Source organism: Lacisediminimonas profundi (assembly GCF_008831265.1).
GTDB lineage: Bacteria > Pseudomonadota > Gammaproteobacteria > Burkholderiales > Burkholderiaceae_D > Lacisediminimonas > Lacisediminimonas profundi.
Genome location: NZ_VTTH01000002.1, coordinates 679,323 through 701,664, shown reverse-complemented (window position 1 = coordinate 701,664; position 22,342 = coordinate 679,323). Strand labels below are relative to the sequence as shown.

The 22,342-nt window shown below is 61.9% G+C and carries 18 protein-coding genes; 12 read left to right on the top strand and 6 right to left on the bottom strand.

Annotated elements, in window-relative coordinates:
- Positions 1-21: 21 nt before the first annotated feature.
- Positions 22-1,392: a nucleotide 5'-monophosphate nucleosidase PpnN gene (gene ppnN, locus FVE66_RS08885; RefSeq protein ID WP_151447024.1), complete on the bottom strand. Its 1,371-nt coding sequence runs from the start codon at positions 1,390-1,392 to the stop codon at positions 22-24.
- Positions 1,393-1,667: 275 nt separating this feature from the next.
- On the opposite strand from ppnN, the gene FVE66_RS08880 reads away from it, so the two are divergent.
- The 5 genes from FVE66_RS08880 to FVE66_RS08860 all read left to right on the top strand — a co-directional run bounded on the left by FVE66_RS08880 (position 1,668) and on the right by FVE66_RS08860 (position 8,954).
- A complete protein-coding gene (locus FVE66_RS08880; RefSeq protein WP_151447023.1) occupies positions 1,668-3,830 on the top strand; it encodes a VTT domain-containing protein in 2,163 nt (720 codons plus the stop codon).
- 8 nt (positions 3,831-3,838) lie between these two features.
- Complete coding sequence (locus FVE66_RS08875) at positions 3,839-4,570, top strand: endonuclease/exonuclease/phosphatase family protein (RefSeq protein ID WP_241673099.1); 732 nt, start codon at positions 3,839-3,841, stop codon at positions 4,568-4,570.
- 94 nt (positions 4,571-4,664) lie between these two features.
- Positions 4,665-5,531: an acyl-CoA thioesterase gene (locus tag FVE66_RS08870; protein ID WP_151447021.1), complete on the top strand. Its 867-nt coding sequence runs from the start codon at positions 4,665-4,667 to the stop codon at positions 5,529-5,531.
- A gap of 76 nt (positions 5,532-5,607) precedes the next feature.
- A complete protein-coding gene (locus FVE66_RS08865; RefSeq protein WP_161993228.1) occupies positions 5,608-7,428 on the top strand; it encodes a hybrid sensor histidine kinase/response regulator in 1,821 nt (606 codons plus the stop codon).
- A 236-nt stretch (positions 7,429-7,664) separates the two neighbouring features.
- Positions 7,665-8,954 (top strand): hypothetical protein, encoded by a 1,290-nt coding sequence (locus tag FVE66_RS08860; RefSeq protein WP_151447019.1) that lies wholly within the window; start codon positions 7,665-7,667, stop codon positions 8,952-8,954.
- Positions 8,955-9,057: 103 nt separating this feature from the next.
- Here the strand turns inward: FVE66_RS08860 and FVE66_RS08855 are convergent, their stop codons facing one another.
- The 5 genes from FVE66_RS08855 to FVE66_RS08835 are packed head-to-tail and all read right to left on the bottom strand — an operon-like array spanning position 9,058 to position 12,742.
- Positions 9,058-9,834, bottom strand: coding sequence for a peptidylprolyl isomerase (locus FVE66_RS08855; protein WP_151447018.1), 777 nt, complete (start codon positions 9,832-9,834; stop codon positions 9,058-9,060).
- A gap of 55 nt (positions 9,835-9,889) precedes the next feature.
- Positions 9,890-10,174, bottom strand: coding sequence for a BolA family protein (locus tag FVE66_RS08850; protein ID WP_151447017.1), 285 nt, complete (start codon positions 10,172-10,174; stop codon positions 9,890-9,892).
- A complete protein-coding gene (locus tag FVE66_RS08845; protein WP_151447016.1) occupies positions 10,171-10,791 on the bottom strand; it encodes a septation protein A in 621 nt (206 codons plus the stop codon). Before FVE66_RS08845 ends, FVE66_RS08850 begins: the two co-directional genes overlap by 4 nt.
- Positions 10,788-11,198, bottom strand: a complete 411-nt coding sequence (gene msrB, locus FVE66_RS08840) for a peptide-methionine (R)-S-oxide reductase MsrB (RefSeq protein WP_151447015.1) — start codon at positions 11,196-11,198, stop codon at positions 10,788-10,790. The genes FVE66_RS08845 and msrB overlap by 4 nt, the downstream gene beginning before the upstream one ends.
- A gap of 26 nt (positions 11,199-11,224) precedes the next feature.
- Positions 11,225-12,742: a protein adenylyltransferase SelO gene (locus tag FVE66_RS08835; RefSeq protein ID WP_151447014.1), complete on the bottom strand. Its 1,518-nt coding sequence runs from the start codon at positions 12,740-12,742 to the stop codon at positions 11,225-11,227.
- A 341-nt stretch (positions 12,743-13,083) separates the two neighbouring features.
- Between FVE66_RS08835 and FVE66_RS08830 the strand changes: the two genes are divergently transcribed.
- From FVE66_RS08830 to FVE66_RS08800, 7 genes are all read left to right on the top strand, one after another.
- Positions 13,084-14,733: a 3-(methylthio)propionyl-CoA ligase gene (locus tag FVE66_RS08830; protein ID WP_151447013.1), complete on the top strand. Its 1,650-nt coding sequence runs from the start codon at positions 13,084-13,086 to the stop codon at positions 14,731-14,733.
- A 69-nt stretch (positions 14,734-14,802) separates the two neighbouring features.
- The gene (locus tag FVE66_RS08825; protein WP_151447012.1) at positions 14,803-16,053 is read left to right on the top strand and encodes a branched-chain amino acid ABC transporter substrate-binding protein; all 1,251 of its coding nucleotides are present in this window, start codon (positions 14,803-14,805) and stop codon (positions 16,051-16,053) included.
- 164 nt (positions 16,054-16,217) lie between these two features.
- Entirely contained in the window at positions 16,218-17,165 is a 948-nt protein-coding gene (locus FVE66_RS08820; protein ID WP_151447011.1) for a branched-chain amino acid ABC transporter permease, read from the top strand.
- A gap of 4 nt (positions 17,166-17,169) precedes the next feature.
- On the top strand, positions 17,170-18,465 hold the full coding sequence (locus tag FVE66_RS08815) for a branched-chain amino acid ABC transporter permease (protein WP_151447010.1): 1,296 nt from the start codon (positions 17,170-17,172) through the stop codon (positions 18,463-18,465).
- Positions 18,462-19,229 carry an ABC transporter ATP-binding protein gene (locus FVE66_RS08810; protein ID WP_151447009.1) on the top strand — a complete coding sequence of 256 codons (768 nt, stop codon included), beginning with the start codon at positions 18,462-18,464 and terminating at the stop codon, positions 19,227-19,229. Before FVE66_RS08815 ends, FVE66_RS08810 begins: the two co-directional genes overlap by 4 nt.
- Before the next feature lie 5 nt (positions 19,230-19,234).
- Positions 19,235-19,927 (top strand): ABC transporter ATP-binding protein, encoded by a 693-nt coding sequence (locus FVE66_RS08805; RefSeq protein WP_151447266.1) that lies wholly within the window; start codon positions 19,235-19,237, stop codon positions 19,925-19,927.
- Between the two features lie 184 nt (positions 19,928-20,111).
- The gene (locus tag FVE66_RS08800) at positions 20,112-22,193 is read left to right on the top strand and encodes a 3-hydroxyacyl-CoA dehydrogenase NAD-binding domain-containing protein (RefSeq protein ID WP_151447008.1); all 2,082 of its coding nucleotides are present in this window, start codon (positions 20,112-20,114) and stop codon (positions 22,191-22,193) included.
- Positions 22,194-22,342: the final 149 nt, after the last annotated feature.

The following is a 22,342-nucleotide window of genomic DNA, read 5'->3' as shown; positions in this document are numbered from 1 at the left end:
CCGCAATGCCGGGGCCGGCCTTCAGCGCACGATGCGATAACAGGGCTCATATCGCGTGCCGGGCAATTTCATCCGGTGCTGGCTGACGAATGCATTGAGCAGCGCATCCATCGGCTCCATGATGGTTTTGTCGCCGTGTATCTCGAACAGGCCATGTTCCTCGATTGCCCGTATTCCCTGATCCTTGACGTTGCCGGCAACCACGCCCGAGAAAGCGCGTCGCAGGTTGGCCGCCAGCAGGTGTGTCTCCTGCTCCTTGTGCAATGACAAGTTGCGCATGTTTTCGTGCGTGGGAACGAAAGGTTTCTGGAACTCGTGATCGACGCGCAACGCCCAGTTGAAGTAATAGGCGTCGGCGCGTTTTTTACGGAATTCCCGCACTTCATGCACGCCGCTCACCATTTCCCTCGCCACCGTGCGCGGATCGTCGATGATGATCTTGTAGCGCTGCTGCGCCGCCGGCCCGAGTGTGAGGCCGATGAACTCGTCGACCTGGCGGAAGTAGTCGGCTGAATCCCGGGGCCCGGTGAAGACCAGCGGGAAGGGGATATCGGCATTGTCCGGATGCAGCAGGATGCCCAGTATGTACAGTATCTCCTCGGTGGTGCCGACGCCGCCGGGAAAGACGATGATGCCATGTCCGATGCGAACGAATGCTTCCAGTCGCTTCTCGATATCCGGCAGGATCACCAGGTCGTTGACGATCGGATTGGGCGATTCGGCGGCGATGATGCCAGGCTCCGAAATGCCGAGGTAACGGCCGCTCTGGATGCGCTGCTTGGCATGCCCGATGGTCGCCCCTTTCATCGGTCCCTTCATCGCGCCCGGGCCGCAGCCGGTGCAGATGTCCATTGCGCGCAGGCCGAGTTCGTAGCCGATTTTTTTCGAGTAGTCATATTCGACGGGCGATATCGAGTGCCCGCCCCAGCAGACCACAAGGTTGGGGTTGGAGAGCGGCCTGAGCACGTTGGCATTGCGCAGGATGTGGAACACCGCATCGGTCACGCCGACCGACTGGCCCAGGTCGAGGTTGCGGTTGCCGTTGATTTCGTCATTGATGAAAAGTACGTCGCGCAACACCGCAAACAGATGATCGTGTATGCCCCGGATCATCTTGCCGTCGACGAAGGCGCCGGCGGGCGCGCCCTTTATGTCCAGTTTGATGCCGCGCTCGCGTTCGACCACGGTGATGTCGAAGGAACGGTAGCGCTCCAGGAGCATCTTGCCGTCGTCGATGACGCTGCCGGAGTTCAGCACAGCCAGCGCGCAGTTGCGGAACACCTGATAGAGGCCGCCCTGGCTGCTGTCCAGTAACTTTTTCACCTCGGCCTTGGAGAGAACCTCGAGTTTTCCTTCCGGCGCGATCTGCGTGTCGATGACCTGGTATTCCATTCTGTAATCCGGTGGATGGCGAACCGACAGTGTAGCCCCAGAACACCTGGTCGCGGCCTTGATGCATCTCAAGCCCGCCCGGGGATGTGGTGCGCAATGTCCGCGAGGCGGCAATCGCCCTGGACATTCCGGGCCGGAGGCGGAACTTCTTACCGACGGTGCATCAAACAGTGCATTGGCCGGGCCATCAGGCGGGGCGGAAAAAGGGAACGGGAAAAGGAAAAATAGCAGCGGCGCGGCCGGCAATGCATGGGTCCTGTCCTCTTCAGCACAGCATGTCATCAATCGCAAACCCGACAGGAACAGGCGGGCCAGGCCCGCTGCTGCAGCCTGGCCGCAACTGCTGGCGCATCGAGCCGGCCGGGCGGCTGGCGATGCTGGTCGACGCGGCAGATTATTTTCGCAGTGTGCGCGAAGCCATCGTCCAGGCGCGCCACAGCGTGTTCATACTGAGCTGGGATATCGACAGCCGGATGCGGCTGACGCCGGAGGGCGCCAGCGACGGTTACCCGGAACAGCTTGGCGATTTCCTGCATGCGGTGGTGGCGGAACGTCCGGCGCTGCATGCGTATGTGCTGAGCTGGGACTTTGCCATGCTGTATGCGCTCGAGCGCGAATGGCTGCCGGTGTACAAGCTCGGCTGGCGCACGCACCGGCGGCTCCACTTCGCGCTTGACGCGCGGCATCCTATCGGCGGTTCGCACCACCAGAAGGTGGTGGTGGTGGACGATGCCATCGCCTTCGTCGGCGGCCTTGACCTTACGCGCAGCCGTTGGGACACGCCGGAACATGCCTGCAACGCGCCCTTTCGCTGCGATCCGGACGGCACGCCGTTTGGCCCTTTCCACGACGTGCAGGCAATGGTGGATGGCGAAGCGGCGCGTGCGCTGGGCTTGCTTTGCCGCATGCGCTGGCTGCGCGCGACCGGCGGTCCGGCCGTTCCGGTGTGCGAGGACTTCCATGAACGCTGGCCGGCTTTCGTGAAGCCGGACCTGACCGATGTCCAGGTCGCCATCTCGCGTACCGAGCCAGCATACGAGCACGAACCGGGTGTGCATGAAGTCCGCCAGTTGCACCTGGATGCGATCGCCGGTGCGCACAGGCATCTGTTCTTCGAAAACCAGTATTTCACCTCGGGCCTGATTGCCGATGCGCTGTCCGAACGCCTGGCGGAAGACGATCCGCCCGATGTGGTCGTGGTGTCGCCCGAGACCCTGAGCGGATGGCTGGAAGAGTCGACCATGGGCGTGCTGCGTGCCCGCATGCAAGGGCGCATTACCGCTGCTGACCGGCAACACAGATATCGCCTTTACTATCCGCATCTTCCTGAACTGCAGCACGGCTGCCTGAATGTGCACAGCAAAGTGTTCACGATGGATGACCGGCTGCTGTCGATCGGTTCGGCCAACCTTTCCAGCCGGTCGATGGCCGCCGATACCGAGTGCAACCTGAGCGTCGAAGCGTGCGGCGATCCGGCCCGGCAGAGCAGGATCAGCCAGGGCATTTCCCGCATGCGCAGCCGCCTGCTTTCGGAACATCTCGGCACGGCGAATGGCGCTGTGGAGCAGGCAGTCGGCACGCTCGGGCTGCTGGACGGCATCGAATCGCTGCGCAGCGACGGCCGGTCATTGCGGCCCCTCGAACCGACCACCACCCCTGAACTGGACGCACTGATACCGGAGAATGCCTTGTTCGACCCGGAGCGTCCGATCGATCCCGACAAGCTACTTGCGCAATTCGTGCCCAAGGATGCGCGCGAGCCTGTGCCGCGCCGCCTGATCGTGCTTGGACTGCTGGCATGCGCCCTGATCCTGCTGGCGCTGGCATGGCGCTTCACGCCGCTGCGCGATTGGTTCAACCTGGCGTCGCTGATCAGCTTCGCGCGCAAGCTCGATGAACTGCCGTTCACGCCGCTGGCCGTGATCGCCTGCTATGTGATTGGCGGATTTGTGATGTTTCCGGTCACCTTGCTGATCGCTGTCAGCGGCATCGTGTTCGGACCGTGGTGGGGCGCGGTGTACGGATTGACGGGCGCCTTGCTGAGCGCCACGCTCAGCTATGCGCTGGGCGGCTGGCTGGGACGGGATGCCGTGCGCCGGCTACTGGGGGTGCGGGTGAACGGACTGAGCCGGCGCATAGCGCGGCGCGGCATCGTGGCGATGATGGTGGTGCGCATCGTGCCGGTTGCGCCGTTTACCGTGATTAACGTCGTAGCTGGCGCTTCTCATATTCGCTTCCGTGATTTTTTCCTTGGGACGGTGCTCGGCATGCTGCCTGGCATTATCGTGACGGTCACCTTCGTGCACAACCTGGCCGAAGCGGTGCGGCGCCCGAGCACCGGTACGGTGGCCATCCTGGCTGGCCTGGCCGTTTTACTGGTCATGTTCGCGCTGCTGCTGCAGCGGCTTTTATCGCGCCGCCATGGGGCCGGTGCATGATGATGCCAATGAGCCTGGCGACGGAACCGGCGCCCGGGTCGGCCAGCAGCAGCCCGTGGCCGCTGGTCATCGCGACCTGGAATATCCATGGCGCGGTCGGGGCCGATGGCGAGTATGCGCCGGAGCGGGTGGCCCGGGTGCTACAGGAAATCAATGCCGACATCGTCGCGCTGCAGGAAGTGCCGCTGGGTGGCGCTCACATGGCCAATGCGCTCGATGTGCTGCAAGACGCCACCGGCCTTGCCGCCGCTTCGGCCGCGACCTGCATGATCTCAGGACGTAGCTACGGCAATGCGATCCTGAGCCGCTACCCGATCCGATCCACGCGCGCGATCGACATTTCATTTGGCAGCAGGGAGCCGCGCGGTGCGCTCGACGCCGACATTGAATGCCATGCAAGCATGCTGCGCATCATCGCCACCCATCTCGGCTTGCGGCCGGCCGAGCGGCGCGCCCAGATCCGCAAGCTGCTGCAGGTGTTCGACACCGAGGAAATGCCGGTCATCCTGATGGGCGACGTCAACGAGTGGTTCATGTGGGGCCGGCCCTTGCGCTGGCTGGTTTCTCACTTCCAGGCGGTCCCCGCGCCGCCGACCTTTCCGTCCCGGCTGCCGATCTTCGCGCTGGACCGGATCTGGATCCATCCGCGGCATCGCCTGGTCAGCGTGCAGGTACATGCGAGCGCGCTGGCCCGCCTGGCATCCGATCATTTGCCGCTGGTTGCGCATATTGACGGTTGAATGGCGGCACCAGGCTTTATGATGTCAGCTGGCGCGCCGCTCGTGCCGGCACGCGTGAAATGACAACCTACAGGGAGAACCAGGAATGCCAAACATGGCCGACCCCAGTTTTTATAACACTGCCACCATCCTCGAACTCCTGCGCCTCAAGCCGGATGGCCATGACCGCTACGTCGGGCAGAGCCATTACATGGGCAGTGCCAACGTCTTTGGCGGCCAGGTGCTGGGGCAGTCGCTGTATGCGGCGACTGCCACCGTGGAGAACCGGCGGCCGCATTCGATGCATGCGCTGTTCCTTCTGCGTGGCAATCACCGCCTGCCCATCACTTACGAGGTTGAGCGAGTGCGCGACGGCGGGAGTTTCAGCACCCGGCGGGTGGTCGCCTTCCAGGAAGACCGGCGCATCTTCGTGATGTCCGCGTCGTTCCAGGTCGAGGAGGAGGGTTACTCGCACCAGAAATCCGTTCCGGCCCTGGTCGATCCCGAGATGCTGCCATCGAGCCTGCCCGATTGGAAGCAGCGCGCTGCCCAGTCGGCGCGCCCGTTCGAGCCGGTGCCGGTCGACTTCCGCGCGCCATCTGGCGGCGACCTGTTCAGCAGTCAGGATGGCATGCCGCACAAGCAGGTGTGGATGCGTGCGCCATACAACATCGGCGACGACGTCAGCATGCACGAGGCGCTGTTTGCCTACATGTCCGACTACGGGCTGCTGTGGACCGCCCTCGAACCCCATGGCATCCGTGTCGGCGACCCGCGCCTGCAAATTGCCAGCCTGGATCACGCCATCTGGTTCCATCGACCGTTCCGGATGGACGAGTGGCTGCGCTTCGAAATGGAAAGTCCGAATGCATCCGGGGGGCGAGGGCTGACGCTGGCGCACGTGTACGATCAGAAAGGCGTGCTGGTCGCCACACTGGCGCAGGAAGGCTTGATCCGGATGCACGAAAACAGCAAGGCCTGAACCGCATTCAGGCGGAGAAAAACACCGGCCGCCTTTCATGCTAATCTTTGCGCGTTGCGAACGCCCCCCTGAAGTCATGCCGCCATCGCCACAATTGATCAGTCAGTTCGCGCAGGAAGTGGAACAGAGGCTCGGGTCGGTGCCGGCCCTGTACCGTCCGACGCCCGAAACTTTTGCGGCGGTTTCCACGCTCTGGACGATCGCACGTGCCGGTTGGTTCGACAACAGCTGGCTTCCGACCGGGTTCAGCCAGCGCCTCCTGGTCTACCTGAGCCTGTTGTCCGGCAATCGCTATTGCGCGGCGCGTCACGCCGCCTGGCTATGCGGTACCGGACGGATCCTGGACAGCTCGGGATCGGCCAGCGCGGTATCAGGCAGCACGGTATCAGCCAGCACCTCCCAGTTGATCGACCTGTTGCAAATGCCGCCGCCTGGTTACGACGAAATCAGGAGCGCAACCGAGCTGCTCGGTGCCATTTCTCCTGAACGGGCAAAGATCCCCTTGTCCGGTTCCCCGCTCGAACAATCGGTATTCACCATTGCCGGTAGCCTGTTCCTGGCTCAGGGGGACGCCGCCTTGCTGCGTCGATTGCTGGTCCAGGCACTCGGTTCGGCGCGGGCGGAGCAGATACTGCTCCTGATTTCCGGTTTCCAGGCGGAGCGCCAGTGGGTCCATGCCCATCCTGAGCTTGCGGTCGACGAGGATGTGGCGGCGCTGCTGAAGCGCGAACCGGAGGTCGCGCAACTGCTGGACGCACGGCTGGCCAATATCGAGAACCGCGACCGCCAGCGCGACAGGTTCCTCGGCATGCTTGGCCATGAACTACGCAATCCGGTCGCTGCCATCAGTGCGGTCTCCGACATGTTCCAGGTGGTTGGCGTCGGAGACGAACGCCTGCGCAACGCCAGCAGCATACTTCATCGCCAGACCCGCTCATTGAGCCAGATGCTCGATAACCTGGTGGAGATGTCCAGCCTGGTTTTCGGCAAGGTGCCGATGACCAAGGTGCCGCTGGTTGCGGATGACTTGCTGGCGGGGGTGCTGCGCCAATACGAGTCGAAGTTCGCGGAACAGGGACTTACCCTGACGCACACCCCGGCCGACCGTCGTGTCTATGTGATGGCCGACCGTGCCCGTCTGGCCCAGGTGTTCGAACAGATCCTGTCCAATGCCAGCAAGTTCGCCCGTTCTCCCGGCAACCTGCAGATCGAGACCCAGGCCGGTCCCAAGTCGCTGTCCATCCATTTTCGCGACGACGGCAGCGGCTTTTCCCCTGAGCATGCGCACGCCATATTCGAGCCCTACGCCCAAGCCGCGCCGGAGTCGCTGCCGAAGACCAGCGGGCTGGGTATCGGCCTTACGATCGCCCGCATGATCACCGTGCTGCAAGATGGCGCCCTCGAAGCAGTAAGCGCCGGCCCGGGCAAGGGCGCGACGTTTACGCTGCGCCTGCCGCTTGTCTCGCAGGATGCGAACGGCAAGCCGGAAAAGAAATTGCCGGCGCGGCCGGTTTCCCGCATGCGCGTATTGGTGATCGAAGACAACAAGGACTTTGCCCAGCTGTTCCGGCACATGCTGGAGATCATGGGCTGCGATCTGGACAGTACCCCGGATGCTCGCTCCGGACTGAAGCTGGCGCACGAGCGGCTGCCTGAACTGATTTTTTGCGACATTGGATTGCCGGGCGACATGAACGGCTTCGATTTCGCTCGCGCCGTGCGGGCTGATGCGCAGCTCGCCCATATTCCGCTGGTTGCCGTCTCCGGCCACACCAGCGCGGAGGGCCGCGAACAGGCGATGGCGGCCGGCTTCGACCGGGTCTGTGCCAAGCCGGTGAAGTTCGCCGATATCAGCGATGTTCTGAGCGCCTGTTCCGCGCATCGCAGTGCTGGCTGACCCCGCGACGACACCTTTCAACAGCGCTCCTCCCGCTACTCACAAAACCGTGCTTGGTTAAGGCGCCCGCAGCCAATTATTAGGTCTGACTAATAATTGCTGACGATAGCGGGGTGCACTACCACAGTAGCGCAAAGCCGCCTTCAAATTGCCCGCGTTGCCTGGTGTTGCTTGGCGTTATTGGCGTCATGTCATGTAAGGCGGCAACCAGTTCCAGCATCCACCGAGAGCGCACCATGAGCCAGAATCCCGATGCTTCCGCACCTGTCGCCACGGCGCATACCCTTGCCAGGCCCGCGATGTTGCAGCACCTGATGCTGCAGTCGAAAAAATCCCTGTTCGGACTTTTTGCGGTCAGCATTGCAGGGGCGGCGAGTGCACCATTCATCAGTGGACCGAAGCCGGCAGCGGCAGTGGTACCCAGGGCCGGGAGTGAACCGGTGCCGACGCAGATGCGCACGGCACTGCGGGACGCCTTTCCGGAAGAGCCGCCCTTGGCGAGCGACCAGTTTCTCGGGATCAGCGCGGTGCCATCCTTCCTGGAACTGGCGGAAGCGCCGCCAATGCCGGCACCGATCGCCAAACGGAGCGGTGCCCGTCCATCCTATGCCGCTCAACGCGCTGCCGCGCTGGTGCCCGACGCGCAGAGCTATGTGGCGAAAGCTGCGGCGTCTTCAAAGGCTGCGGGCATTGTGGTCCTTGGTTCCGATCCGCTGCCGGAAACGGCAGCGCTCGGCACAAAACGGATGGAAAGTCTTGCCGGCGAGTCTTCGCGCCCGCAGTCGGCAGCCGCGCAGTTCCTGGCTTTGCAGGTGATGCAGCAGCCGCTTCCGGATGATTTCCTCGGCCTGGCCCGGGCCGACAGCGCAGCCTATGGCAATCGAAGCGCGCCCGGCGCCCGCGAAGTCGCGCCGATCGCGAGCAAGGCGCGGGCTGAATCCGGGATCAGCACGATGGAAACCCCCAAGCGGCAACAGGCGGCGGCGCCGGACATGACGGCTGAGCCGGTGGCTGCAATGGAGCAGCTTGCCGCGCCGTCTGGCCTGGAACAGGAAAGGGTCGTGATTGTGAGCGCCAACCCGAACCCGGGCGCAAGCGACGCCCAAGCGCTGTCGATCCGGCTCGGAACCGGCGTGGATATGGCGGCCCCGGGGACAAGCGCGCCGGCACCGGCAGACGCAGGCTATTCCGGACCGGTCACAACGGACGTGGACGAGATTGTGGTCGTGGTTGCTCACGGGATGGCATCGCCGTCGGTATCGCGTGCGTTTGACCTCGTCGCCGTGGACGACGGCAGTTCGCAGGATGATCTGCGTATCGTGTCAACGGCGTCGCTTCCCGGGTTTGCCGACTCGTTCCACGCGGTCGAGGGAACAGGGGACGCAGGGCTGGACTACGCCGGTTTCCATGGCGCTGATGATGCCAGTTCCGATTTCTCCATCAGCAAGACGGCTGAACTGCCGGTGTGGGCAGCGATGGATCCGGAAACCAACCGGCTGGTGCCGCAATCCGCCTCCGGCTGGTAGTGCAGTCGCGGGCGCGCCGCGCTCAAAAAAAACGCCCCTCGCGGGGCGTTTTCTGGAAGGCCAGGGACGAATCGGGAAAACCCGAAAAGCCCAGTACAACTGCTTACTGGACCTTCGCCTTCTTCTTCAGTTCCTGCTGGTAGGCCTGCAGGCGCTGCTGCTGCAACTGCTCGGCGATCTGCGGCTTCACTTCTTCCAGGGCCGGGATCTTGGCAGCGCGCACGTCTTCCAGTTTGATGACGTGGTAGCCGAACTGGGTTTTTACCGGTGTCTCGGTGACCTGGCCTTTTTGCAGCGCTACCATCGCGTCAGAGAATGGCTTGACGAAGTTGCCCGGGGAAGCCCAGTCGAGGTCGCCGCCGTTCGATGCGGAGCCCGGATCTTTCGATTGCTTGGCCAGTTCTTCAAACTTGGCGCCGCCCTTCAGCTTGGCGATGATTGCCTTGGCATCGTCTTCCTTTTCGACCAGGATGTGGCGGGCATGGTATTCCTTGTCGCCAGCCTGCGACTTGTACTTGTCATACTCGGCCTTGATGTCGGCGTCCTTGACCGGGTTTTTCTTCAGGTGATCGGCAACCAGCGCGCGGATCACGATCGATTGCCTGGCCATGTCGACCTGGCTCTTCACTTCGGGCGAATTGGTCAGCCCAAGCTTGTCAGCTTCCTGCATCATGATTTCGCGGTTGATCAGCTCTTCCTTGACCATTGCGCGCAGCTGGGGTGAATCCTGCTGCCCCTGGCTTGCCATCTGTTTGATCAGCGCATCAGCGCGCGAGGAAGGAACAGCCTTGCCGTTCACTACGGCAAGATTTTGCGCAACAGCGGGGAGGGCCAGGCTGGCAAGCAGCACGACCAGCAGGCGAGCGGGTTTGAACATCATTGTTATATTCCTGTGGGAAAGTTGAAAGGAAGTTTTGCAGTATGGCAATGTGCTGTCATGGCGAGCCGTCGGTCGCTTCGGACGGTGCCAGGGCGATGATGGCGAGAGCGTGTATGTCAGCGTGCATCAGATCGTGGAGGCAATCATACACCAGCCGGTGCCGGGCGAGCCTGCTCTTGCCTGCGAAAGCATCGGCAACAATGCGCACCCGATAGTGGCCGGCGCCGGAAGCTGCGCCGGCATGACCTGCATGCAGCGCGGAGTCGTCATCGACCTCGCAGGACAGCGGCGCAAGCTCCTGTTCCAGCCGGGCCCGGATCCGTTCGACACGGTCGTTCATCCCGGATCCTTCATGTGCTTCGACAGCACCATGGTCTGGGCGATCACGAATGCGATCATCAGTCCCATGAATCCGAACAGCTTGAAGCTGACCCAGGTCGCGGTCGTGAAGTTGAACGCGACGAACAGGTTCACAACGCCCATCGCCAGGAAGAACATGACCCAGGCCAGGTTGAGCTTGTCCCACAGCGGCTCGGGCAGCGTCATCTGCTTGCCCATCATGCTGCGGATCAGATTGCGCTGCATCGCAAAGCGGGCCACCAGCAGGGCCGCAGCGAAACACCAGTACAGCACGGTCGGCTTCCATTTGATGAACGACTCGTTGTTGAAATAGATGGTGGCGCCGCCGAACACGGTAATGATCGCGAGCGATACCCACAGCATGGTGTCAACTTTCTTCCTGCGCGAGAGTTGAATGCCAATCTGGAACAGGGTGGCCAGTATGGCGATCGAGGTGGCGAGCAGGATCGGCGCCTGCGCCAGCGATACCGAGCCGCCGGCAACCAGGCCGGAAAGGTAGTGGCTGGCCAGTTGTTGGGCGGCGTCGGGGTTTGCCTCGCCCCATTTGAACATCGCAAAAAACAGGATGACGGGCAGCAGGTCGAACAGGAGTTTCATTCGTGTTTTGAATCCGTGGAAGGTTGAAAGCGCAGTGAAGCGGAATTGATGCAGTAGCGCAGCCCGGTCGGCGGCGGACCGTCGGGAAATACATGGCCGAGATGGGCGTCGCACACGTTGCAGATGATTTCGGTGCGCACCATGCCGAAAGCGCGGTCGATTTTTTCCCGTACGTTAGCGGGATCGAGGGCCCGGAAATAGCTGGGCCAGCCACATCCGGATTCAAATTTTGCATCCGATTCGAACAAGGGCGTGCCGCAGCAGACGCAACTGTAGATCCCGTGTTCGTGATGATCCCAGTAGCGTCCGGTAAAGGCGCGTTCGGTCGCCGCGTGGCGCGTGACCTCGTACTCCATCGGCTCCAGCTGGGCCCGCCATTCGGCTTCGGTCTTGATAACTTTTTGCATGTCGTCAGGAAATAAGGGGCAGGAAGTCAGGATGAGCAGCTTACTTCAAGATGGGCCGCCCAGTCCGGCGGCAGGGCCGCATAGGCTTCGTTGCCGGCTTGCTCATCGAATGGATGCTCCAGTACCGCAAGCAGGTGCGCGACTTCCGAAAAATCTTTCTTCTGCGCTTTTTCTATCGCGGCCTGGGCCAGGTAATTGCGCAGCACGTATTTCGGATTGACGCGGTTCATTTGCTGGCGGCGCGTGTCATCCTGGCTGGCTTCACGGCGCAGCCGGGAGCGGTATTGTAGCGCCCATGCGTCGAAGGCTGCGCGGTCGATGAACAAGTCACGGACCGGTTCGTCATGTGAAGGATCATCCACCCGCAATGCGCCCAGCCGGCGGAAGAACAGCGTGAAATCCGCATGGCTGTCCTGCAGGATGGTAAACAGAGCGTCGAACAGACTGGCATCGTCCGGCTCGCGCGTTGCCAGGCCGAGTTTGCCGTGCAGCAGCGTGTCGAACGTCGCATCGTATTCCGGCTGGAAAACTGCCAGCGCCGCATGCACGTCGTCTGCTTCGCCGATCAGCGGCAGCATTGCCTGTCCGAGCGCATAACAGTTCCAGTGCGCGATTCGGGGCTGCATGTCGTAGGCATAACGGCCCTGGGAATCCGAGTGGTTGCAGATATGGTGGGCGTCGAAAGCTTCCATGAAGCCGAACGGACCGTAGTCGAGCGTGATGCCGAGGATGGACATGTTGTCGGTATTGAGCACACCATGCATGAAGCCCACTGCTTGCCATTGCGCGACCAGTCGCGCGGTTCGGCGCGTCACTTCGGCCAGCAGCGCCTGGTAGGGCTGCGGCGCATCGCGCAATTCCGGATAACAACGGTCGATCACATGGTCTGCCAGCGCCCGCAAATTGTCATGGCGTCCGCTGTAGTACCAATGCTCGAAGGAGCCAAAACGCACGAAGCTGGGCGCCATGCGGGTGGCGACCGCAGTGGTTTCCGGCATTTCGCGCATGATCATGTGGTCCGAGCCGGTCACGCACAGCGCCCTGGATGTCGGGATGCCAAGTGCCGCCATGGCCTCCGAGCAGAGGAACTCGCGTATCGACGAGCGCAATACCGCGCGGCCATCGCCCATGCGCGAGTAGGGTGTGAGGCCTGCGCCCTTTAACTGCAATTCGAGGCGGCCGGGGGGCTCGCTGATCCGGGCCGGGGTTTCCCCCAGCAGGATCGCGCGTCCATCGCCAAGCTGGCCGGCCCAGACGCCAAACTGGTGGCCGGAGTAGACCGCGGACAAGGGAACCGATCCCGGCAACAGGTTGTTTCCGGTAAATGCCTGGATGAAGGCGTCCCGCTTGAATTCTTGCGGGTCGAGGCCGATCAGTTGCGCCGCAGCCGCGCTGGCAGCAACCAGGTAGGGGGCGGGCAGGGGCGTCGGCGCCAGGCGGGTGAAAAATTCATCCGGCAATCCGGCAAATCCGTTGTCGATCTGCAGTTGTTCGAGCGAGCCGGCACGCGGGCCGGGTGTGACAGTAGCGACAGTAGTATTCATGTTCGTTGTGTGCGGAGCAAGCCGGGAAGAGTTCAGGCTTCGGATCCGGGTTCCCATTCTGACAGAGAAGGGAGAAACGCATATCGGACCCGAAAAAGAAGGCCACCGGCACCGGCTGTTGCTCCGGCCCGACTGGCTTTTGCAGCCGATGCTGCGGCGCGTAATCTCATCTCCGGCAAGCTCAATAATCGCCCGGTTTAGCGAGCAATTTTGAGGCAGCGCTGTGCTTGTGCGTCGCAACACCGAAAGTCGTTGACGGTTTTAGTACGGTCGTTCCAAAATCGACTCACATTCATGCTGTGCGAACAATGACCGGCAGATAAAAATACGGAGGAGGGACGATGGAGTATCCGAAGAGTCCGGTAATGGGGCAAATGATGAGCCAGCCCTTGCTCATCTCGAGCATCCTGCGCCATGCAGACCGCTATTTTGGCAAGAACGAAATCGTCTCCCGGCGGGTGGAAGGCGACATCCACCGCTATACCTATCACGACTGCCACACGCGCGCGCGCAAGCTGGCGAATGCGCTGGCCGGCCTCGGTGTGAAGATGGGCGACCGGGTGGCCACCATCGCCTGGAACGGCTACCGGCACATGGAGGCTTATTACGCCGTGTCCGGCTCCGGCGCCGTGCTGCATACGATCAACCCGCGCCTGCATCCCGAGCAAGTTGCCTATATTGCCAATCATGCGGAAGACAGCTACCTGCTGTTCGACCTGACTTTCCTGCCGCTGGTACAGGCTTTCGCACCCCATTGCACCACCATCCGCGGCTACATCATGATGTGCGACCGTGACCGCATGCCGACGGATGGCAAGATACCGAACATGATGTGCTACGAGGACCTGATCGAGCAGCATTCCGACCAGTACGAGTGGCCGCTGTTCGACGAAAATTCGGCCTCCAGCCTGTGCTACACCTCCGGCACCACCGGCCATCCGAAAGGCGCGCTGTATTCGCACCGCTCGACCCTGCTGCATTCCTATGCGTCGGCGATGCCCGATGCCTTGAACGTATCGGCACGCGATACCGTGCTGCCGGTGGTTCCCATGTTCCATGTCAATGCCTGGGGCCTGCCCTATTCGGTACCCTTGACCGGCGCCCGCATGGTGTTTCCCGGCCCCGCGCTGGACGGCAAGTCGCTGTACGAACTGTTCGAGCAGGAGCAGGTCACCTTCTCTGCAGGCGTGCCCACCGTCTGGCTCAACTTGCTGACGCATGTCGCGCAGAACAAACTGTCGTTCTCGTCATTCAAGCGCACCGTGATCGGCGGATCGGCTTGTCCGCCCGCGATGATGCGGACCTTCCGCGACCAGTATGGCGTGGAAGTGGTGCACGCTTGGGGCATGACTGAAATGTCACCGCTGGGCACGGCCTCGACGCTGCAGGCGCGCCACGCGTCCTTGGGCAAGGAGGGGAAGGAGGCGGTACTGGACAAGCAGGGCCATGTGATCTACGGCGTGGAAATGAAGATCGTCGATGACGCCGGCAACGAGCTGTCGTGGGATGGCAAGACGTACGGCAACCTGCTGGTAAAGGGGCCGTGGGTGATCAGCAGTTATTTCAAGGGCGAGGGCGGCGATCCGCTGCAGGACGGCTGGTTCCCGACCGGAGATGTTGCCACCATAGATCAGGATGGCTACATGCAGGTCACCGACCGCAGCAAGGACGTGATCAAGTCGGGCGGTGAATGGATAGGCACGATCGACCTGGAAAACATCGCGATGGCACATCCGGCGGTGTTGCAGGCGGCCTGCATCGGCGTGGCCCATCCGAAATGGGACGAGCGGCCGCTGTTGGTGGTGGTCAAGAGGCCGGACGCCGTGGTCACCAAGGAGGAGTTGCTTGCGTTTTTTGATGGAAAGGTTGCCAAGTGGTGGCTACCGGATGATGTGGCTTTTGTCGATGCCCTGCCGATCGGCGCGACCGGCAAGGTGCTGAAAAACAGGATCAGGGAGACATTCAAGGACTACAAACTGCCAACTGCATGAGGGGGAGACATCGCCGCCAAGGCCCCGGGCGGCCGTTCAAACGAAAACAACATCCATAAGAGAGAGACTATGCAACCGACAATCCGTCCCCTGTTCCTGGCGCTGTCCGCCGCCGCCGTAATGACCGCCGCCCCTGCCGCATTCGCCGAGAATGTGCGCGTTGCCATGATCGAAACCATGTCGGGCGCATTCGCGCCGATTGGCGCGAACCAGTTGCACTCGTACCAGTTGATCTCGGAAATGGCGAACAAGCAGAAGTGGGCCGGCAACCACACCCTGGAATTCGTCCCCTTCGACAACAAGGGCAGCCCGCAGGAGTCACTGACCCAGCTGAAGGCTGCGATCGACCAGGGCTTCCGCTTCATCGCCCAGGGCAATAGCTCGGCCGTCGCGATGGCGCTGATCGACGCGATCAACAAGCACAACGAACGCAATCCGGGCAAGGAAGTGGTGTTCTTCAACCACTCGGCAATCGACCCCGACCTGACCAACAGCAAGTGCAGCTTCTGGCATTTCCGCTTCGACGCCAACTCGGACATGAAGATGGAAGCGCTGACCACCGAGATGGCCAAGAACAAGGACATCAAGAAGGTCTACATCATCGGCCAGAACTATTCGCATGGTCACCAGGTCACGCGCGCTGCCAAGGAGATGCTCAAGCGCAAGCGGCCGGATGTCCAGATCGTCGGCGATGACCTGCACCCGATCGCCCAGGTCAAGGATTTTGCTCCCTATGTCGCCAAGATCAAGGCTTCGGGCGCTGACTCCGTCATTACCGGCAACTGGGGCGCCGACCTGGCGTTGCTGATCAAGGCCGCCAAGGATGCGGACCTGAAAGCCAACTTCTACACCTACTACGGCTCTACCAGCGGCGTGCCGACTGCGATGGGCGCGGCCGGCGCCGACCGGGTCAAGTATGTGGGCCTGTGGAACGTCAATAACGAGAACTATGACGGCAAGGATATCGTCGAAAACTTCAAGAAGAAGTACAAGGACGATTTCTACGTGATGCAGACCTTCTCGGTGGTCGAGATGCTTTCCCAGGCGATCAAGAAGTCCAAGTCCACCGATCCGGTGAAGGTCGCTTTCGCAATGGAAGGCATGAAGACCAAATCGCTGAACGGCGACATCGAAATGCGCGCAACCGACCACCAGATGCTGCAACCGCTGTACATTGCCACCTGGGTCAAGACCAACAACAAGGACGTGCGCTTCGACCAGGAAAACACCGGCTATGGCTGGAAGACGGATGTGAAGGTGCCGGCTTACATCGCCTCGCAGCCGACCTCGTGCCAGATGAAGCGGCCGGCCAAGCGATAAGCTGATCGCAAGCTACGGCGGTCCCGCATTGCAGGAAGCGGGACCGTTCGCGCACGCGCCACGTGCAGCGCCGGATCCGGCGCTGCACGGCGCGCGGGGCCTGTCGTCCCGCCGGACCTGTCTATCCTGTCTGTCCTGTCGCTTCAACTCCAGGGGATGTACTGTTGGAATTCACTCTCATCACGCTGCTTAACGGGCTGAGCTACGGCTTGCTGCTGTTCATGCTCTCCTCGGGGCTGACGCTGATTTTCAGCATGATGGGCGTGCTGAATTTTGCGCACGCCAGCTTCTACATGATCGGCGCCTATGTCGCCTATGCCATCAGCGGCGCGGTCAATTTCTGGGTGGCGCTGGTCCTCGCTCCCTTGCTGGTCGGCGTGCTCGGCGCCGCGGTCGAACGCTACGGGCTGCGTTCGGTGCACAAATACGGACATATTCCCGAGTTGCTGTTCACCTTCGGCTTGTCCTACGTGCTGGTCGAGGTGGTGCAACTGATCTGGGGCAGGGCGGCGGTGCGCTACGTCATACCGCCCGAGCTGGATGGCCCGCTGTTCACGCTGTATACGACCACCTTCCCGATCTACCGCGGCTTCATGATGTTCATCGCGCTGCTGATGCTGGCGTCGATCTACCTGATGCTGACCCGGACCCGCATCGGATTGGTAATACAGGCCGCGCTGACCCATCCGGAGTCGGTCGAGGCGCTCGGCCACAATGTTCCGCGCGTGTTCATGCTGGTGTTCGGCGGCGGCTGCGCGCTGGCTGCCCTGGCTGGCGTCATCGGCGGTAACGCCTTCGTCACCGAACCAGGCATGGCGGCCACGGTCGGCAGCATAATTTTCGTGGTGGTGGTGGTCGGCGGCATGGGATCGCTGGGCGGCGCGCTGCTGGCCTCGCTGCTGATCGGGGTGATCCAGACCTTTGCCGTCGCGATCGATTATTCAATGGCCGACGTCCTGTCCAGGGTCGGCATGATGGTCAGCCCGGAGACGCCCGGATACAGCGTGCTGAAGCTGACGATTGCGCAGACCGCGCCGATCCTGCCGTACCTGTTCCTGGTACTGATATTGATATTCCGGCCCAAGGGCCTGATGGGCACGAGGGAAGGCTAAGCAGATGCAGGCGACCAATAGCACCGTGACGTTCAAGCCGATCAACCTGGGGCGGCGGATAGTCTGGACCGTATTCGCGCTGGTCCTGATCCTGGCGCCCACGATTTTCAACAAGGGCGCGTCGCTCTCCATCCTGTGCCAGATGGGCACGGTGATGATCTTTGCGCTGTCCTACAACATGCTGCTCGGCCAGGGCGGCATGCTGTCGTTCGGACATGCCGTGTATTCCGGGCTTGGCGCCTATTTCGCCATACACGCGATGAACCTGGCCAGCGGCGGTTCGCTGCCGGTGCCGGTCAGCCTGATCCCACTGGTCGGCGGCTTCGCCGGCATGTTTTTCGGCGTGATCTTTGGCTATGTGACCACCAAGAAGGCCGGCACCACATTTGCCATGATCACGCTGGGCATTGTCGAGCTGGTATTCGCCTGCTCGCTGATGTTTCCCGGGTTCTTCGGCGGCGAAGGCGGGATTACCACCAATCGCGTGATGGGAACGCCACTGTTCGGCATCACTTTCGGCCCACAGATCCAGGTGTATTACCTGATCGCCTTCTGGCTGTTCATCAGCACGATCGCGATGTTCGCCTTCACCCAGACGCCGCTGGGCCGGATCATCAATGCGGTGCGGGACAACCCCGAACGGGTCGAGTTCATCGGCTACAACACGCAGTATGTCCGCTATTTCACGCTGATCCTGTCGGCCTTCTTCGCCGGCATCGCGGGCGGCCTGACGGCGATCAACTTTGAAATCGTCAGTGCCGAGAACGTCAGTGCCCTTCGATCGGGAGGGGTGCTGCTGTTCACTTTCATAGGCGGCATAGGCTTCTTCTTCGGACCGATGATCGGCGCCATCATCGGCGTGTTCCTGACCGTGCTGCTGTCCGAATTCACCAAGGCGTGGCAACTCTACCTGGGCGTGTTCTTCATCGTGATCGTGATGTATGCGCCGTTCGGCATCGCCGGCATCATCATGCTGAACCTGCGCGTGCTGAAGTACGGTCTTTACCGCCGCATCCGCGCCAGCTTGCTGGCTACCTGCGGCGCAGCGCTGGTCGGGCTGGCGGGCTTGTTCGCCTTCATCGAGATGCTTTACCACCGCACCTTCGACTCCGCCAACGGCACACTGACGAAGGTATATGGCATGAGTGTCGATACCGCCCAGGCGGGGGGCTGGATTGCGGCGACAGTGGTGCTAGCGGTCGGCGCGGCGCTGTTTGCGTGGACCGGGCGCCGCTTCCGCCACCATTGGGGCGAAGTCAGCGCCGAGATCGAAGCGCGTATCGCAAAGGGAGAAGCATGAGCGCCTTTTCTGTCGAATTGCGCGAGGTGCGCAAGAGTTTCGGCAAATCCGAAATCATCCGCGGCGCGACGCTGGCGGTTCCGGCCGGCGAACGCTATGCGATCATCGGCCCCAATGGCGCGGGCAAGTCGACGTTGTTCAACCTGATTTCAGGCCGGTTCCCGGTCACGTCCGGGGAAATCCTGGTTAACGGCAAGGGCATCGGCGGGTTGCGGCCCTTCGAGATCAACCGCATGGGCCTGTCGCGCAGCTTCCAGATCACCAACATCTTCCATCGCCTCAGCGTGTTCGAGAACCTGCGTTGCGCGGTGCTCTGGTCGCTGGGCTACAAGTATTCGTTCTGGCATCGGCTCAACGGCCTGCGCGATGCCCAGGAGCAGGCCGAGCGCGTGCTGGAGCAGATCGGGCTGAAGCGGCGGCGCGACACCGCCGCAGGACTGCTGACCTATGCGGAACAGCGGGCGCTGGAGATCGGCATCACGATTGCCGGCGGCGCCGACGTGATCCTGCTGGACGAACCGACGGCCGGCATGAGCCGTTCCGAATCCGATCATGCGGTCGAGTTGATCCGCCGCGTCACGGTCGGCAAGACGCTGCTGATGGTGGAGCACGACATGAGCGTGGTGTTCGGCCTGGCCGACAAGATCGCGGTGGTGGTGTACGGCGAAGTGATTGCCTGCGACACCCCGGTCAACATCCGCGGCAATGCCCGGGTACAGGAAGCCTATCTCGGCGGGCATGCGCCGACGGAGGCCACGACATGAGCACGATGTTGGAAATAAAGAACCTGCACGCCTACTACGGCAAGAGCCACGTGCTGCACGGTGTCGACCTGAAGGTGGGGGAAGGGGAGATCGTCAGCTTGCTGGGACGCAATGGCGTCGGCCGCTCCACCACCGTCAAGGCGGCAATGGGCATGGTCAATGCCACCGGATCCATCCTGTTCAAGGGCAGCGAACTGATCGGCCTGAAGGCATTCCAGATCGCGCACAAGGGCTTGGGCTATGTGCCGGAGAATCGCGATATCTTCCCGACGCTCACCGTCGAGCAAAATCTTTTGCTGGGTGAAAAGAAGAGTGTGAAGTCGCGCTGGTCGCTCGACGACATGTACGGAATGTTTCCGCGCCTGAAGGAGCGCCAGCATACCCAGGCCGGCGTGCTGTCCGGAGGCGAGCAGCAGATGCTCACGCTGTGCCGGACACTGATGGGCGATCCGGACCTGATCATGATCGACGAGCCGACCGAAGGCCTGGCGCCGAAGATCGTCGACCTGGTGGCGCAATACCTGCTGGCGCTGAAGAACCGCGGCATCTCGGTGTTGCTGGTCGAGCAGAAGCTGGCGATTGCCCTGGAAATCTCGCAGCGCGTGTATGTGATGGGGCACGGCGCCATCGTGTTCGAGGGAACGCCGGCGGACCTGAAAGCCAATGCCGGCATACGCAGGGAGTGGCTGGAGGTCTGAGCGGAACTCGCGCCAGGGGCCGGCTTTTGGCCGGCTCTGTTTTTCCCCTTTCGAATAATACGATCGTGCTATTTGTGCGGTATAGTTAAAAGCTTGAGTTAAAAGCTTGAGTCAATAGCTTGTTTACGCTGGGTCCAGGGGCCGTAATTCCAGAAGGCCGGGGCCCTCATCAAAAGGAAGAGACATGACTGCCGAATACAAGGTGGACGGCGCGGTTGCCGTCATCACGCTGAATAATCCGCCGGTTAATGGCCTTGGTCATTCGACCCGCAGTGCAATCGTTGATGGCGTGCGCCGCGCGCTGGACGACGACAAGGTCAAGGCCATCATCATTACCGGTGGCGGCAAGGCATTTTCCGGCGGCGCCGACATCAAGGAATTCAATAGCCCCAAAGCCCAGGCCGAGCCGACCCTGCATACCGTGATCAACGTGGTTGAAAACGCCACCAAGCCGGTGATTGCCGCCATCCACGCCGTGGCAATGGGCGGCGGGCTGGAACTGGCGCTGGGATGTCACTACCGCGTGGCCGTGGCTGGCGCCCAGATCGCCCTGCCCGAAGTCAAGCTCGGCCTGCTGCCGGGCGCCGGCGGCACACAGCGCCTGCCGCGCCTTATCGGCCTGGAACCCGCATTGAACATGATCGTCTCCGGCAACCCCGTGTTGTCCGAGAAGCTGGCGAAAAGCGGGCTGTTCGACCAGTTGATCGAGGATGAGCTGGTGCCGGGCGCGATCGCATTCGCCAACAAGGTCGCGGATGTGCGTCCGTTGCCGCGGGTGCGCGACAAGAAGATCGATTACCCGAACCACGAAGCCTACCTGCAGTTCTCGCGCAATACGGTCAGGGCGGTTGCCGGCCCGTATCCGGCGCCGCTCAAATGCGTGGAAGCGATTGCCGCCGCCGTCGTCGGGCCGCGCTTCGAAGATGGCATCAAGGTCGAGCGCGCGCTGTTCATGGAGCTGGTGCAGAGTCCCGAATCGAAAGCGCTGCGGCATGCGTTCTTCGCCGAGCGCGCTGCCAGCAAGATTCCCGATGTGCCGGAAGACACGCCACAGCGCAGCATCAAGTCGGTTGCGATCATTGGCGCTGGCACCATGGGTGGCGGCATTGCGATGAATTTCGCCAATGCCGGCATACCTGTCAAGCTGCTGGAAATGAAGCCGGAGGCGCTGGAAAAAGGGCTTGCGACCATACGCAAGAACTACGAAAACAGCATGAAGAAGGGCAAGCTCACGCAGGACAAGTTCGACCAGCGCATGGGCGCCATCAGCGGCACGCTCGATTACAGCGAGATCGGCCAGGCCGACATCGTGATCGAGGCGGTGTTCGAAGACATGAAGGTGAAGGAAGCCGTATTCCGGAAGCTGGACGAGGTAATGAAGCCGGGCGCGATCCTGGCCTCCAACACGTCGACGCTGGACGTCAACCAGATAGCCAGCTTCACCAAGCGCCCGCAGGACGTGATCGGCACCCATTTCTTCAGCCCGGCCAATGTGATGCGCCTGCTGGAAATAGTGCGCGGCGAGAAAACCGGAAAGGACGTGCTGGCCACGGCCATGGCGCTGTCCAGGAAGATCAAGAAAGTCGGCGTGGTATCCGGCGTGTGTGACGGCTTCATCGGCAACCGCATGATCGAGCAATACAGCCGCCAGGCCGGTTTCCTGCTGGAAGAGGGCGCGTTGCCGGAGCAGGTCGACAAGGCAATTGAAAAATTCGGCTTCGCGATGGGCCCGTTCCGCATGGGCGACCTGGCCGGCAACGACATCGGCTGGTATATCCGCAAGCGCCGCTATGTCGAGAAGCCCGAAGTCACCTATTCGAAGACGGCTGACCTGCTGTGTGAAATGGGCCGCTATGGCCAGAAGACCAGCGCCGGCTGGTACGACTACAAGCCGGGCGACCGCAAGCCGTATCCGTCGCAGGTGGTCAACGACATGATCGTGAAGCACTCGGCCGACATTGGTGTCGAGCGCCGCAAGATCAGCGACCAGGAAATCGTCGAGCGGCTGGTGTATTCGCTGGTCAATGAGGGCGCGCAGATCCTGGAAGAGGGCATCGCGATACGGGCGTCCGACATCGACATGGTCTACCTGAGCGGCTATGGATTCCCGCTGTTCCGTGGCGGCCCGATGTTCCATGCCGACACGGTCGGCCTGCCGAATGTGGTCATGGCGATGGAGAAATACGCCCGTGGCCGCCATGGCGACGCCTGGAAACCGGCAGCCTTGCTGGCGCGGCTGGCGGCAGAGGGCAAGACTTTCAACTGAGGAAGTCGTGGCGTGATCCGACGCACGCCACGAATGCTTCCTCCCCTTGAGCATTGCCCATAACCGTGGGTTTTTTGGTTTTTGCGGCTTGTTGGCTTGCGGTTCGTGTGGCTGGGTTTGTTGTTTGTGGTTGTGAAGCCGGGAGACAC

Excerpts from the sequence above, each read along its gene's own strand:
- FVE66_RS08865 (WP_161993228.1), top strand. The coding sequence starts at position 5,608 with ATGCCGCCATCGCCACAATTGATCAGTCAGTTCGCGCAGGAAGTGGAA.
- FVE66_RS08845 (WP_151447016.1), bottom strand. The coding sequence starts at position 10,791 with ATGAAACTCCTGTTCGACCTGCTGCCCGTCATCCTGTTTTTTGCGATG.
- FVE66_RS08825 (WP_151447012.1), top strand. The coding sequence starts at position 14,803 with ATGCAACCGACAATCCGTCCCCTGTTCCTGGCGCTGTCCGCCGCCGCC.
- FVE66_RS08870 (WP_151447021.1), top strand. The coding sequence starts at position 4,665 with ATGGCCGACCCCAGTTTTTATAACACTGCCACCATCCTCGAACTCCTG.
- FVE66_RS08810 (WP_151447009.1), top strand. The coding sequence starts at position 18,462 with ATGAGCGCCTTTTCTGTCGAATTGCGCGAGGTGCGCAAGAGTTTCGGC.
- FVE66_RS08850 (WP_151447017.1), bottom strand. The coding sequence starts at position 10,174 with ATGAACGACCGTGTCGAACGGATCCGGGCCCGGCTGGAACAGGAGCTT.
- FVE66_RS08800 (WP_151447008.1), top strand. The coding sequence starts at position 20,112 with ATGACTGCCGAATACAAGGTGGACGGCGCGGTTGCCGTCATCACGCTG.
- FVE66_RS08875 (WP_241673099.1), top strand. The coding sequence starts at position 3,839 with ATGAGCCTGGCGACGGAACCGGCGCCCGGGTCGGCCAGCAGCAGCCCG.
- FVE66_RS08855 (WP_151447018.1), bottom strand. The coding sequence starts at position 9,834 with ATGATGTTCAAACCCGCTCGCCTGCTGGTCGTGCTGCTTGCCAGCCTG.
- msrB (WP_151447015.1), bottom strand. The coding sequence starts at position 11,198 with ATGCAAAAAGTTATCAAGACCGAAGCCGAATGGCGGGCCCAGCTGGAG.
- FVE66_RS08880 (WP_151447023.1), top strand. The coding sequence starts at position 1,668 with ATGTCATCAATCGCAAACCCGACAGGAACAGGCGGGCCAGGCCCGCTG.
- FVE66_RS08830 (WP_151447013.1), top strand. The coding sequence starts at position 13,084 with ATGGAGTATCCGAAGAGTCCGGTAATGGGGCAAATGATGAGCCAGCCC.
- FVE66_RS08860 (WP_151447019.1), top strand. The coding sequence starts at position 7,665 with ATGAGCCAGAATCCCGATGCTTCCGCACCTGTCGCCACGGCGCATACC.
- FVE66_RS08815 (WP_151447010.1), top strand. The coding sequence starts at position 17,170 with ATGCAGGCGACCAATAGCACCGTGACGTTCAAGCCGATCAACCTGGGG.
- FVE66_RS08805 (WP_151447266.1), top strand. The coding sequence starts at position 19,235 with ATGTTGGAAATAAAGAACCTGCACGCCTACTACGGCAAGAGCCACGTG.
- FVE66_RS08835 (WP_151447014.1), bottom strand. The coding sequence starts at position 12,742 with ATGAATACTACTGTCGCTACTGTCACACCCGGCCCGCGTGCCGGCTCG.
- ppnN (WP_151447024.1), bottom strand. The coding sequence starts at position 1,392 with ATGGAATACCAGGTCATCGACACGCAGATCGCGCCGGAAGGAAAACTC.